Source organism: Ilumatobacter sp., from assembly GCF_039969435.1.
Taxonomy (GTDB): domain Bacteria; phylum Actinomycetota; class Acidimicrobiia; order Acidimicrobiales; family Ilumatobacteraceae; genus Ilumatobacter_A.
The window spans coordinates 209,452-222,648 of record NZ_JBDVNU010000017.1 but is presented as its reverse complement, the minus strand read 5'-3'; the positions used below and the strand labels follow the sequence as shown (position 1 = coordinate 222,648).

The following is a 13,197-nucleotide window of genomic DNA, read 5'->3' as shown; positions in this document are numbered from 1 at the left end:
TCTGATGGAGTACCGCACACTCGGACGAACCGGCGTCAGCGTGTCACGCTTCGGGCTGGGCACGATGGTGCTGGGCGCGTGGGGCAACACCGACCGCAGCGCCTGCGATCGCATCGTGAACCGTGCGCTCGACGCCGGCATCAACCTCGTCGACACCGCCGACGTCTACGCCTTCGGGGAGAGCGAGGAGATCGTCGGGGCAGCGATCGCCGCGCGACGCGACGACGTCGTCCTCGCGACCAAGTTCCACAATCCGATGGGCGACGACCCGAATCGACGGGGCAACTCGCGGCGCTGGATCAACACCGCCGTCGACGACAGTCTGCGTCGACTTCGGACCGACCGGATCGACCTCTACCAGATGCATCGACCCGACCCGAGCACCGACATCGCCGAGACCATCGATGCGCTCACCGACCTCGTGCGTGCCGGGAAGATCCTGGCGTGGGGAACCTCGACGTTTCCCGCAGCCGACATCGTCGAGACGTGCTGGGCAGCCGAGCGTCGTGGAGTCGCCCTCCCCCACTCGGAGCAGCCGCCGTACTCCATCCTGTGTCGCGGCATCGAGCGTGACGTGCTCCCGACCTGTCGCCGGCACGGGATCGGCACCATCGTGTGGTCGCCGCTGTCGGGTGGTTGGTTGACGGGCAAGTACCGACGGGGCGAGAGCGCACCGGAGTCGTCGCGGGCCGCCACGAACCCCGACCACTTCGACGGCGGGAACGACGACAAGTTCGACGCCGTGGAACGGCTCGCTCCGATCGCCTTCGAGGCCGGGCTGTCGATGACGCAACTCGCACTCGCGTGGGCGGTGGAACATCCGGCGGTCACCAGTGCGCTCATCGGGCCGCGCACCGAGGAGCAGCTGGAGGACCTGTTGACCGCCTCCGACGTGTCGTTGACGAGCGACGTCCTCGATGCCATCGACGAGGTGGTCACGCCGGGAATCGACCTGAATCCGGCCGACACGGGTTGGGTGTCGCCTGGGCTCGACACCGCAGCACGACGCCGCTGACGGACTTGCGAACACCGAGCCGGATCGTCGGATCCGGAGAACCCGGCGACGGTCCTCCGCTCGGCACGCAGTCGTGACGAACCGGAAACATCCGGTTCACAGAGTGGTCTTATGGTCAGACCACCATGAGCTCGAGACTGATCGCCACACCCGACACGTGCTTCTGGGGGTACCTGGATGCATCGGAGCAACCGGTCATGAGCGTGGCCCCTGGCGAGACCGTCACGATCGAGGCGATCACGCACCACTCCGGCGATGCGCCGGACCTGCTGATGGACGACGGGATCCGGGCGATCTGGGACGGCATCGCCCCCGAGACCCGGGCCCCCGGCGTCCACATCATGACCGGCCCGATCGAGGTGCAGGGGGCGAGGCCCGGGGACACGCTCAGGGTCGAACTCCTGTCGATGACCCCGCGGCTGGCCTACGGGTCGAACTGCGCAGCGAACTGGGGTCTGTTCCACGAGAAGATGGGCAAGGAGCGGATCACCATCTACGAACTGCTCGACCCGGTTCTCGCCGACGCAGGCGGGCCCGGCTTTCCGGAGTTCGCGAAGCCGATCTTCGGCTTCGACTTCACCGCGATGGAGCTGTACACGCTGCCCGGTGTCATCTCCGAACCCGACGAATCGGCACGCCAGCCCTTCAGCCGTGACGTTCGCGTGCCGGTCCGCCCGCATCTCGGCGTCATGGGAGTCGCCCCCGAGGGCGGTCGCGTCAGCAGCATCCCGCCTGGGGTGTTCGGTGGCAACGTCGACAACTGGCGCTTCGGTCCGGGCTCGACCGTGCACTACCCCGTGTTCCACGAGGGGGCCGGCTTCTACGTCGGCGACCCGCACTTCGCACAAGGTGACGGCGAGATCTGCGGGACGGCGATCGAGGCGTCGCTCGACGTCACCCTCCGCCTGTCGATCGCCGACGACCTCCCGGTGCAGGCCCCGCTGCTGCGCACGGACACGCACTGGTACACGCACGGCTTCTCCGGCGGCATCGACGAAGGCGTCGGTGGGTTGGGCAACGCGATGGCCATGGCCGCCGAGCAGATGCTGAAACTGATGGTCGATCGCGGCGGCTACACGATGGACGAGGCCTACTCGCTCGCATCGGTGGCCGTGGACATGGGCGTCACCCAGGTCGTCGACGGCATCGTCGGCTGCCACGCCGGCGTCCCGCACTCGATCCTCGATCGCTGACACGACGGCGACGTCTGGGAACATCACGACGATGCACCTCTCCCCCCACGAACAGGAACGACTGCTGATCCACGTGGCCGCCGACGTCGCGCGGGCGCGCCAGGCGCGAGGGCTGAAGTTGAACCACCCCGAGGCCGTGGCGATCCTCACCGACTGGGTCCTCGAAGCAGCCCGTGACGGACGCACCGTCGTGGACCTGATGGAGGCGGGTCGTCACGTGCTGAGCAGCGACGACGTGATGGAGGGGATCCCCGAGATGATCCACGACGTGCAGGTCGAGGCGACGTTCCCCGACGGCACGAAGCTCGTCACACTTCACGATCCGATCCAGCCCCCGGTCACTGTCGACGGAGTCACCTCGTGATCCCCGGAGAGATCGCCGGGGCCGACGACCCGATCGAGATCAACGTCGGTCGGCCCGTGAAGACGCTGCGTGTCGAGAACGCCGGTGACCGGCCGATCCAGGTCGGGTCGCACTACCACTTCGCCGAAGCGAACCCGTCGCTCGAGTTCGATCGGGCTGCCGCCCACGGGCTCCGTCTCGACGTCCCCGCCGGCACCGCGATCCGCTTCGAGCCCGGGATCGCGACCGACGTCGCCCTCGTCCCGCTCGTCGGTACCCGCATCGTCCCCGGCCTCCGCGGCGAGACCGCAGGCCCCCTCGACGCATCCCCACCGGGCCATCCATCCGGTGTCAGACACCAGATGGATGGCGGAGATCAGATAGATGGCGACGCATGAGCTGGATCGAGCGTTCCCGCTATCGCAACCTGTACGGCCCGACCACGGGTGACCGCGTGCGTCTCGCCGACACGGACCTGTGGATCGAGGTCACCGAGGATCGTTCCGGGGGCGGATCGGCCGCCGGCGACGAGGTGGTGTTCGGGGGCGGCAAGGTGATCCGCGAGTCGATGGGCCAGTCCCTGCGCACCCGGGCCGAGGGTGCGCCCGACCTCGTGATCACGGGCGCGATCGTTCTCGACCACTGGGGCGTCGTGAAGGCCGACGTCGGGGTGAAGGACGGTCGCATCGTCGGCATCGGCAAGGCCGGCAACCCCGACACGATGGATGGAATCGACCCCGCGCTCGTGATCGGGCCCTCGACCGAGATCCTCGCCGGCAACGGGCGGATCCTCACCGCCGGCGCCATCGACTGCCACGTCCACCTCATCTCCCCGACGCTGCTCGACGAGGCCCTCACCGCCGGGATCACGACGATCATCGGCGGCGGCACCGGCCCCGCCGAAGGCACCAAGGCCACGACGGTGTCGGGCTCCTGGTACCTCGAGCGGATGCTCGAAGCGCTCGACCACTGGCCGATCAACGTGGCGCTGATGGGCAAGGGCAACACGGTCAACCCCGAAGCGATGTGGGAGCAACTGCGTTCGGGTGCGGCGGCGTTCAAGCTGCACGAGGACTGGGGCACCACACCGGCGACGATCGACGCATGCCTCACGGTCGCCGACGCGTCGGGCGTCCAGGTCGCGATCCACACCGACACGTTGAACGAAGCCGGGTACGTGGACTCGACGTTGGCGGCGATCGCCGGTCGGTCGATCCACACCTTCCACACCGAGGGTGCCGGCGGCGGCCACGCGCCCGACATCATGACGGTCGCGTCACACTCGAACGTGCTCCCGTCATCGACCAACCCGACGCGGCCGCACACGGTCAACACCGTCGCCGAACACCTCGACATGTTGATGGTCTGTCACCACCTCAACCCGTCGGTTCCCGAGGATCTCGCGTTCGCCGAGAGCCGGATCCGACCGTCGACGATCGCTGCGGAGGACATCCTCCACGACATGGGTGCGATCTCGATGATCGGGTCCGACAGCCAGGCGATGGGCCGCATCGGCGAGGTCGTGCTGCGCACGTGGCAGACCGCCCACGTGATGAAGCTCCGTCGTGGAGCACTCACGATCGGCTCCGACTCCGATGGCGTCGCCGACAACCTGAGAGCGCGCCGCTACGTGGCGAAGTACACGATCTGCCCGGCGGTCGCCCACGGCCTGGCCGCCGACGTCGGCTCGATCGAGGTCGGCAAGCTCGCCGACCTCGTGCTCTACGATCCCGCCTTCTTCGGCGTGCGTCCCCACGTGGTGATCAAGGGCGGGATGATCGCCTACGCGCAGATGGGCGACGCGAACGCCTCCATCCCCACACCTCAGCCGCAGCTCCCCCGGCCGATGTTCGGCGCGGCCCCCGGCGTCGCACCCGGCCTGTCGCTCGCCTGGGTGTCGCTGGCGGCACTCGACGACGGACTGCCCGACCGCTTGAACGTGCGTCGAGCGATGGTGCCCGTCTCGAACACCCGCTCCGTCGGCAAGGCGGACATGATCCTCAACGACGCCACTCCCGACATCGACATCGACGCCGACACGTTCGCCGTGCGCATCGACGGCGGCCTCGTCACCGAGCAACCCGCCGAGTCGCTTCCGATGACCCAGCGATACTTCCTCTACTGATGAACGCATCGTCTCTCCGGTCTGCGTGTCACTTCCGGTCGTCCGGACCGCCGAAAGCGTCACGCAAACGGGGGTGTGCGTGAATTCGGGGTTGATGATGCTGATCGACGGGCGGTTCCCGGCGGGCGGGCACACCAACTCGGCCGGCGTCGAGGCCGCCGTGCGGATCGGCGACGTCGTCGACGACGCCACCCTGGAGCGCTACCTGCTCGGCCGACTCGAGACCACCGGACTCGTGGACGCGGCCTTCGCCGCGCACACCTGCGCGCTCGTGGACCCGACGGAGGAGGAACTCGCCGAGATCGACGACGAACTGACGGCACGCATCCCCTCCCCGGCGCTGCGCGACGCGAGCCGTCGCTTCGGGCGCCAACTGATGCGGGCGGGATCGGGCATCTGGTCGTCGCCGACACTCGAAGTCCTCGCGACCTCGGACCGCGGCACGCACCAACCGGTCGTGCTCGGTGCGCTGGTCGCCGCTGCGGGAGGCACCCCCCACGATGCCGCATCGATCGCACTGCACCACCTCGGCACGGCGGTCACGACCGCCGGCGTGAGGTTGCTCGGTCTCGACCCGCTGAGCGTCGCGGCCCTCCATGCCCGGGTCGGCCGGTGGGTCGACACGTCGTGCGCCGAGGCAGATGTGTGGGCCGCCGCCCCCATGGCGGAGCTGCCGGCGACCGGCGGCTCGCTCACCGACATCCTCGCCGAGGACCATGCCGGGTGGGACGCACGACTCTTCGTCGCCTGACCGCACCACCTCGACACTCCCTCCCTCACCCACGTCCCTCCCTCCGATCTGGATCCTCGCCATGCCACCTCACGACATCCCCCACGACGACTTCCAGAACCACGCCGCACAGGTCGGGCGGCCGCACCACGGTTCGGACACACCGCCTCGACGCACCCTGCGGGTCGGCATCGGTGGGCCCGTCGGTTCGGGCAAGACCACGCTCGTCGGATCGCTGTGCGCGCTCCTGCGTGAGGACCTGTCGATGGTCGTGGTCACCAACGACATCTTCACCTCGGAGGACGCCGACGCACTACGTGCCGCCGCCGTCCTTCCGGACGACCGGATCGTTGCAGTGGAGACCGGATGCTGCCCGCACACGGCGATCCGCGACGACATCGCCGCGAACCTCGACGCCGTGGAGGAACTCGAGGCGCTCCACGGTTCGGCGGGCGACGGGGTGGACCTGACACTCGTCGAGTCGGGCGGAGACAACCTGACGGCGATCTTCAGCCGTGGCCTGGTCGACGTCCAGATCTTCGTCCTCGACACCGCCGGCGGTGACGACGTCCCGCGCAAGGGCGGCCCGGGTGTGGCGATGGCCGACCTGCTCGTGATCAACAAGGTCGACCTGGCACCGTACGTGCGCGCCGACACCGACCGGATGCTCAGCGATGCTCGCGAACGACGCGCCGGCCGCCCCGTCATCCCGACGTCACTCGTCGACCAGCAGGGTGCCCGCCCGGTCGCCGACTGGGTCCTCTCCCAGATCGCCGCCCGGAACCAGCCGTGAGATCCACACGGTGTCAGACACCGGATGACGCGATGACCGGGCGTCGTCGATGAAGGGGCACGGATCGATCCGGGTCGCGTACGACGAGCGCTCGGGGCGCTCATCGCTCTCGTCGGCTGCGTCGGAGCCGCCATTCGGCATCCGCTCGTGCGCCGGCCGGATCCTGATCGCCGCGTCGGCCGCGGCGCCGGTCGGTGGCGACGAGCTCTCCTTGGACGTCGCGGTCGACGACGGTGCCTGCGCCGACGTGGGAACCGTCGCCTCCACGGTCGTCCTGCCGGGACCGACCGGTGAGCCGTCGACGATGAGCACGCGCTGCCGCGTGGGTCGAGATGCGCACCTCGACTGGATCGGTGAACCGACGGTGTCGGTCGTCGGGTCCACCCACACGGTGACCACCGCGGTGACACTCGACGCGTCGGCGACGTGTCGGATCGTCGAGGAGGTCTCGCTCGGTCGCACACGGGAGGACTCGGGTCTGCTGCGCCTCGTACTGCGCGTGGAGCGCGACGGTCGTCCGCTCGTACATCACGACGAGTCCTTCGGACCTCGCGTGCGCGGCGCCGGGAGTTCGGTCTCCGTCGGCGCTGCTCGCCACGTGCTGTCCGCGATCCTCGTCGGGGTCGGCGCCGGCCCGGCGCGGTCGTTCGTCTGCGACTCGGTGCGCGTCGCGTGGCTTCCCGTCTCCGACGATGCCGCGGTCGTGTTCGCCGTGGGCACCGACCGCCCCGGCGTCGTCGATGCCGTCTCCCGACTGGCCCCCGAGCTCACCGCGCGTCGCGACTGAACACCGAGCGGGAGCCGGGCGGAGTCAGCGTGCAGGCGACGCGCATCGATGTCGCAGGATGATCGGATCGCCCGGCGGTCGACCGGTGCTCATCCCGGATCGGTCAGCGCACCGGCGAGCGCGACGACGGCGCGATTGGCGCTCAGGGATCGACGGGTGACGAACTCGATGCGACGCTCGATCGGCAGTTCGATCCGGTCGGCGACGGCGAGGTCGTCGGGAAGGTCGGCGAGTGCCAGTTCGGGGAGCAGTGACACGGCACCACAGGTTCGGATCACGTCGAACGTGATCCGGTGGTCGTCGGTCTCCGCGATCACCTTCGGCACGAATCCGGTGTCGTGACACAGCTGACGAAGCGCGTGGCCGATGGGGCTCGTCGGCCCCGCGATCACCCACTCGGCCTCGGAGTACGCGGCGAACGTGTCGTGGAGCCGGTCGGGACGCGCGACGAGGCGGATCGGCTCGACGCGGATGGGTGTGCGTTCGAGTTGGCGCAGACCTTGGCGTAGTTGGTGGGCGTAGCCGTCGATGATCGCCGCGTCGACGGTGCGCGAGGCGACCGCTTCCAGTGCGTGTTCGGACTCTGCGTCGACGATCGTCAGATCGATCGTGGACGCCAGCCTGTCGCGCAGTGGGAGGAGGATCTCGATGATCGCGGTGGGGAACGCTGCGACCATGAGTGGCGTCGCCGTCGTGGCTGCCGTCGGGTCGACGTCGTCGAATGCGGTGCGGACGGCGTCGAGGATCTCGCCGGATCGCACTGCGAGCAGCTGGCCGGCCGACGTGAGGACGACGCCCCGGTTGGATCGCTCGACCAGTGGGGTCCGCGCTTCGCGTTCGAGCGAGGCGAGCTGCTGGGAGACGGCCGACGGCGTGTAGCCGAGTGTGCGAGCGGCACCTGCGATGGTTCCGGACGACGCAATCGCGTCGAGGATGGTGAGCCGTTCGAGCGTGGTGGGGACCATCAGCTCACCTTATGGACAGCGTCACCGATCGTCGCTTCCCAGCACGGCCTGCAACTGGCACGATCGACGGATGCCGCAGCTGTTCTCGTCGCCCCCGCCGTCGGATCGAACATGGATGAGTCCGCAGGCGGTGGCGCGCGAGGCGCAGATCCGTTCGTCGCTGGAGTCGACGGGTCTGGACGAGGTGGACCGTCGGATCTTCGATCTGATCGAGCGGAACCGCGAGATCCACGACAGGGAGTGCATCAACCTGAACCCGGCGTCGAACGTGATGAACCCGCGTGCCGAGGCCGTCCTGTCGAGTGGTCTGACGACCCGGGCCTCGCTCGGGCACCCCGGCGACAAGTACGAGATGGGCCTCGAAGCGATCGAGGAGATCGAGGTGATCGCGAACGAACTCGCTCGAGCCGTCTTCCACGCCGAGTACGCCGAACTCCGAGTCGGCTCGGGAGCACTGGCGAACCTCTATGCGTTCATGGCGACGTGCGAACCCGGTGACTCGATCGTCGTTCCCCCGGCCGAGATCGGAGGCCACGTCACCCATCGCCGGGCAGGCGCTGCGAGTCTCTACGGACTCGACATCCACGAGCACCCGATCGATCCGGCCACGTTCAGCGTCGACCTCGACGGCCTCGCCGAGCTGGTCGATCGCGTCCGACCGAAGCTGATCACGGTCGGGACGAGTCTGAACCTGCTCCCCCACCCGGTCGCCGAGATCCGCACGATCGCAGATCGCGTCGGAGCTCGCGTGCTCTTCGACGCGGCTCACGCGTGCGGGATGATCGCCGGTGGCGTGTGGCCCAACCCTCTCGACGAAGGCGCCGACCTGATGACGATGAGCACCTACAAGAGCCTGGGCGGACCGGCCGGAGGCATCGTGTTCACCAACCGGGCGGACCTGGCAGACCGACTCGACGCGATCGCCTACCCGGGCCTGACCGCCAACTTCGACGTCGCCGTCACCACGGCGTTGGCGATCACGCTGCTCGACTGGCTCGACGTCGGCGCCGACTACGCCCACGCGATGGCCGCCAACGCCGAGGCGCTCGCCGGCGCGCTGGACGACCTCGCCGTCCCGGTGCACACCGTCGGCGGCGTGCACACCCGATCACACCAACTCGTCGTCGACGCCCGCCGATGGGGTGGCGGTGGCGAGGCCGCCGTGCGGCTCCGTCGTGGCAACCTGCTGGCGAGCGCGATCGGCCTTCCCGGCGACGAGGCGGCCGGGCTGCGGTTCGGCACCCCCGAGATCACCAGGATCGGCATGACCACCACGGACATGCCCGAGCTCGCCGCCCTGATCGCCAGCGGGCTCCGCGACCCCGACGCCGTCGCCGGGCCGACCAGCGAACTGCGGCGACGCTTCGACACGGTCCACTTCGTCCGCGACCCCGACAATCCACTCCGATCGCCTGGCGTCCAGCCCGACGCTCGGCCCGGCCACGCACAAGGAGCCCAACGATGAGATCGACGATCGACACCGGCGCGAACGCCCTCACCGCCGACCAACTCGACGCGTTCGCGCACGACGGATTCGTGGTCCTCCCCGACCGGTTCGGGGCCGAGGAGGTCGAGCGGATCAACGACGCGTTCTCGCTCCTCGCCGCACAGGACTGTCCGGAGAACATCCGTGAGAAGTCGAGCGGTGTCGTGCGCACTGCGATGGGGCTCCACCTCCGTCACCCGCTGTTCGCGCAGCTGGTGAACGACGACCGGTTGCTCGCACCGGCGCGACAGATCCTCGGCGACGGCGAGATCTACGCGCAACAGGTCAAGGTGAACGCGAAACAGGCGTTCACCGGCGAGCAGTGGCAGTGGCACTACGACTTCGCCACGCACCACCACGAGGACGGCGTGCCCGAGCCGATCGCTCTCAACATCCACATCTTCCTCGACGAGGTGACCGAGTTCAACGGGCCCCTCGTGTTCGTTCCCGGATCCCACGTCGACGGCCCCGCCCCGACGTCGCTCGACACCGAGACGACCAGCTTCCCACTGTGGACGGTCGGGCCCGATGTGGTCGCACCGCTCGTCGAACGCCATGGCCTCGCATCACCGAAGGGACGAGCCGGAACGGTGCTGATCTTCGGTGACACCCTGATCCACGGATCGCCGTCCAACATGTCGCCGTGGCAGCGCCGCATCTTCTCGCTGATCGTCAACCCGACCACCAACCGGCAGCGAACGGATCGACGTCCCGATCACCTCCACCACCGGGACACGACTCCACTCGGTGAGGTCGGCGGCGAGTACTGAGCCGCGCTGCCTCGAATCGGCTGCCGCGTCAGGCGCCCAGTCGGGCGTCGCGAACCAGACGGCGGTGGCGCTCGGCGGCTTCGATCGCCAGAGCCGGGCGATCCACGAGGGTCGGCTCGCCGTCCACCACGACCATCCGACCCGATGCCATCACGTGAGCCACGCTGCGCCCGTCGCTGGCCCACACCAGTTGCAGCACGGGGTCGGGCGACAGCGGCACCCACTCCGGTCGGGTGGTGTCGACGAGGACGATGTCGGCCCGCTTGCCCACTGCGAGCGAACCGATCTCGTCACCCATGCCGAGGGCGTGCGCCGCGCCGAGCGTGGCGTGGTGCAGCGCGGCGTGCGCTCCGAACACGGTCGGGTCCATCGCCATGTCCTTGGCGAGCCCGGCAGCGAGGGCCGCGGCGCCCAGGACGTCGATGGCATCCCCGGCGTTCTCGGCGTCGCATCCGATGGCCACCCGCCCGCCCTGCCGGATGAACTCGATGTGGCGACCCGCACGGGTGACACCCTGGCCGAGACGGAGGTACGCCCACGGGCAGTAGGCGATCGCCGTGTCGGTCGCGAGCAACCGCTCCAGTTCGTCGTCGCCGAGATGGACTCCATGACCGATCAGGACGTGCGGACCCAGCGCACCGAGGTCGTCGAGATGCACCGCCGGGCGCTTGCCGGTCCGATCGAGGTAGCTGGTCGTGTCGCTGTCGGACGGTGACAGGTGGAACGTGATCCCGCAGCCGACCTCGCGGGCCAGGTCGCTCGCGGCGACCACCAACTCGTCACTCATCAGGTCGTGACCGACGAGCGTGACCCATCCGCGGACGCGCGGATGGTCGACGGTGAGGCGCTGCACCTCACGCTGACGGTCGAGGACCTCGCTCACCGATCCGGCCCACGGCTCACCTGCGACGTCCCAGCCCCACGAGCCGAGCGTGCCGCCCACTCCGACGGCGTCGAAGCCGGCGAGCACCCGTTCGGGATGTGCGACGGTGCCCGCCTCGACCGTGAAGGTGACACCGTTGCACACCGATTCGACGAGGGAGAGCGTCGCGGAGAGTTGGTCGTCGCCGCCGGTGTGCGCGGCATGTGCGGGGACCGCCCATTCGAAGATCGATCGACCGGGCTCCAGGTCGTCGGGGATCATCGAGCGGATGATCCGGTCGCCGGTGAGGTGTTGGTGCGCGTTGATCAGGCCGGGCAGCGCGAGGTGCCCCGGTCCGCCGACGATCTGCGCCTGCGGGTGGGCGGCTCGCAGTGCACCGGCAGGTCCGACGGCCACGATCCGGTCGCCCGACACCGCGATCGCACCGTCGACCAGAGGCTCGGCACCCGGCTCCATCGTCAACACCGTGTCGGCCAGCAGGATCGTGTCGACCGGGGCGTCCGTGCCGGCCGGCATGGAGCCGGCGCTCCCCTCGACCATCGGATCGGGGCCGTTGTCCGCAGGGTTCGCGCTCATGCCGTTATGGTAAGACCATCAGACCAGAAGGGTTGCGTCGATCGCCGGACACCGACGACCACGACGGCCCGACCAGCGCGCACAGCAGGAGCCCACGACACATGCTGATCGACAACGAAGCACTGCTCGACCACTGGTACGTGGTCGCCGAGACCACCGACGTCACCGATGCACCGCTGGGCGTCACGCTGCTCGGTCGCGACCTCGTCGTGTGGCGATCGACCTCGGGTGACATCGTCGCCGCGCCGGACCGCTGCCCGCATCGCGAGGCTCCGCTCAGCCAGGGGACCGTTCACGACGGGTGCGTGGTGTGCCCGTACCACGGGTGGGCGTTCGGCGACCAGGGTCGCTGTGTGGAGGTCCCCTCCTCCGGTGCCGGCCGACCGGTGCCGCCCGCTGCGCACCTCGCCACCGTCCGGGCGACCGAGCGGTACGGCCTGGTGTGGCTGTGCCTCGGCGAGCCGAGCAGCGACATCCCGTTCATGGCCGCCGAGGACGACGACGCCTACCGCCGGATCAACACCGGCGTCGACGTGTGGGCCACGTCGGCGACGCGGATGACCGACAACTTCCTCGACATCTCGCACTTCCCGTACGTCCACATCGGCACGTTCGGCATCGCGCAGAACACCGACGTCCCCAAGATCGAGATGGAACAACTCGACGACGACTTCTTCGGCTACGCGTACGAGGTCGACGTCCGCAACGACGAGGGGGCCGCCGCGTCGGGTCTCGACGACGCCGTGATCACCCGCAGGATGAGCACCGGGTTCCACCTGCCGTTCACCGTGCGCAGCACGATCCACTACGAGACCGGCCTCGACCACCTGATCCTGCTGTGCTCCACGCCCGTCGACGACACGACGTCGTACTTCACGTTCGTCATCTGGCGCAACGACGACTTCACCGTGCCCGCCGAGGAGGTGATCGTGTTCGACCGTGCGATCGGCGCCGAGGACAAGCTGATGCTCGAGAAGGTCAAGGGTGTGCTGCCGCTCGATCAACGCGCGACGGTCAGCGTGCAGTCCGACAGGCCGTCGGTCGAATGGCGCCGCCGATTCGCCGACCTCCTCGCCTGACGGCTCGACACCGACCCGCCCGGATGGCCGTGACACGACTCGTCACGTCACGGTGATCTTGACGGCGCAGTCGGTCCCCGAACCCTTGCCGACGACCTTGGCGAGCTTGCCCCACAGCGTGATCAACCGGTACTGGATTCCGTACTTCTTCTTCACGAACGCCACGCAGGCGGCGAACTCCTGAGGATCCGTCACGATCACGGCCGTGCCGGACACGACGTCGGAGCCGGGGGTCACCTCGCCCTTGGCATTGCTCGGCTGCAACGTGACGCGCGGGTCGTTGCCGATGCGCTTCACCTTGTGGCTCGACGACGCCGTGGTGAAGCCGATCGTGCCGTCGCCGAAGTCGGCGATCCACACCGGGAGCGACTTGGGCGTGCCGTCCTTGCGGTACGTGGTGAGGCTGACGTACTTCTCGTCGGTGATGGACATGGCCCCAGTGTGTCACGCGG

13 protein-coding genes and 1 pseudogene are annotated in these 13,197 nt (G+C 68.9%); 11 read left to right on the top strand and 3 right to left on the bottom strand.

The genetic code is table 11. The features are described 5' to 3' along the window. Window positions 1-4: 4 nt before the first annotated feature. The 8 genes and pseudogenes from ABJK40_RS10010 (at window position 5) to ABJK40_RS09975 (ending at window position 6,986) form a co-directional block, all read left to right on the top strand. A complete protein-coding gene (locus tag ABJK40_RS10010; protein WP_348479060.1) occupies window positions 5-1,015 on the top strand; it encodes an aldo/keto reductase in 1,011 nt (336 codons plus the stop codon). A 125-nt stretch (window positions 1,016-1,140) separates the two neighbouring features. Beyond that, entirely contained in the window at window positions 1,141-2,208 is a 1,068-nt protein-coding gene (locus ABJK40_RS10005; protein WP_348479059.1) for an acetamidase/formamidase family protein, read from the top strand. Between the two features lie 31 nt (window positions 2,209-2,239). Then, window positions 2,240-2,572 carry an urease subunit gamma gene (locus tag ABJK40_RS10000; RefSeq protein ID WP_348479058.1) on the top strand — a complete coding sequence of 111 codons (333 nt, stop codon included), beginning with the start codon at window positions 2,240-2,242 and terminating at the stop codon, window positions 2,570-2,572. Next, window positions 2,569-2,949 carry an urease subunit beta gene (locus tag ABJK40_RS09995; protein ID WP_348479057.1) on the top strand — a complete coding sequence of 127 codons (381 nt, stop codon included), beginning with the start codon at window positions 2,569-2,571 and terminating at the stop codon, window positions 2,947-2,949. Before ABJK40_RS10000 ends, ABJK40_RS09995 begins: the two co-directional genes overlap by 4 nt. Then, on the top strand, window positions 2,946-4,676 hold the full coding sequence (locus ABJK40_RS09990) for an urease subunit alpha (protein WP_348479056.1): 1,731 nt from the start codon (window positions 2,946-2,948) through the stop codon (window positions 4,674-4,676). The genes ABJK40_RS09995 and ABJK40_RS09990 overlap by 4 nt, the downstream gene beginning before the upstream one ends. Before the next feature lie 79 nt (window positions 4,677-4,755). Then, window positions 4,756-5,427 (top strand): urease accessory UreF family protein, encoded by a 672-nt coding sequence (locus ABJK40_RS09985; RefSeq protein ID WP_348479055.1) that lies wholly within the window; start codon window positions 4,756-4,758, stop codon window positions 5,425-5,427. A 157-nt stretch (window positions 5,428-5,584) separates the two neighbouring features. Further along, window positions 5,585-6,199: pseudogene (gene ureG / locus ABJK40_RS09980) on the top strand (urease accessory protein UreG); the annotation flags it as partial. Window positions 6,200-6,248: 49 nt separating this feature from the next. Then, complete coding sequence (locus ABJK40_RS09975; RefSeq protein ID WP_348479054.1) at window positions 6,249-6,986, top strand: urease accessory protein UreD; 738 nt, start codon at window positions 6,249-6,251, stop codon at window positions 6,984-6,986. An 89-nt stretch (window positions 6,987-7,075) separates the two neighbouring features. Here ABJK40_RS09975 and ABJK40_RS09970 read toward each other — a convergent pair whose 3' ends face one another. Further along, window positions 7,076-7,951 carry a LysR family transcriptional regulator gene (locus ABJK40_RS09970; RefSeq protein WP_348479053.1) on the bottom strand — a complete coding sequence of 292 codons (876 nt, stop codon included), beginning with the start codon at window positions 7,949-7,951 and terminating at the stop codon, window positions 7,076-7,078. 70 nt (window positions 7,952-8,021) lie between these two features. Between ABJK40_RS09970 and ABJK40_RS09965 the strand changes: the two genes are divergently transcribed. Together ABJK40_RS09965 and ABJK40_RS09960 are read left to right on the top strand one after the other, a co-directional pair. Next, complete coding sequence (locus ABJK40_RS09965) at window positions 8,022-9,416, top strand: aminotransferase class I/II-fold pyridoxal phosphate-dependent enzyme (protein ID WP_348479052.1); 1,395 nt, start codon at window positions 8,022-8,024, stop codon at window positions 9,414-9,416. Further along, window positions 9,413-10,207: a phytanoyl-CoA dioxygenase family protein gene (locus tag ABJK40_RS09960; RefSeq protein WP_348479051.1), complete on the top strand. Its 795-nt coding sequence runs from the start codon at window positions 9,413-9,415 to the stop codon at window positions 10,205-10,207. Before ABJK40_RS09965 ends, ABJK40_RS09960 begins: the two co-directional genes overlap by 4 nt. Window positions 10,208-10,235: 28 nt before the next feature. Here the strand turns inward: ABJK40_RS09960 and ABJK40_RS09955 are convergent, their stop codons facing one another. Continuing rightward, window positions 10,236-11,666, bottom strand: a complete 1,431-nt coding sequence (locus ABJK40_RS09955) for an amidohydrolase family protein (protein ID WP_348479050.1) — start codon at window positions 11,664-11,666, stop codon at window positions 10,236-10,238. A 101-nt stretch (window positions 11,667-11,767) separates the two neighbouring features. Here ABJK40_RS09955 and ABJK40_RS09950 point away from each other — a divergent pair, with 101 nt between their 5' ends. After that, window positions 11,768-12,745: an aromatic ring-hydroxylating dioxygenase subunit alpha gene (locus tag ABJK40_RS09950; RefSeq protein ID WP_348479049.1), complete on the top strand. Its 978-nt coding sequence runs from the start codon at window positions 11,768-11,770 to the stop codon at window positions 12,743-12,745. 42 nt (window positions 12,746-12,787) lie between these two features. Here the strand turns inward: ABJK40_RS09950 and ABJK40_RS09945 are convergent, their stop codons facing one another. Continuing rightward, on the bottom strand, window positions 12,788-13,177 hold the full coding sequence (locus tag ABJK40_RS09945) for a PPOX class F420-dependent oxidoreductase (RefSeq protein ID WP_348479048.1): 390 nt from the start codon (window positions 13,175-13,177) through the stop codon (window positions 12,788-12,790). Window positions 13,178-13,197 lie beyond the last annotated feature (20 nt).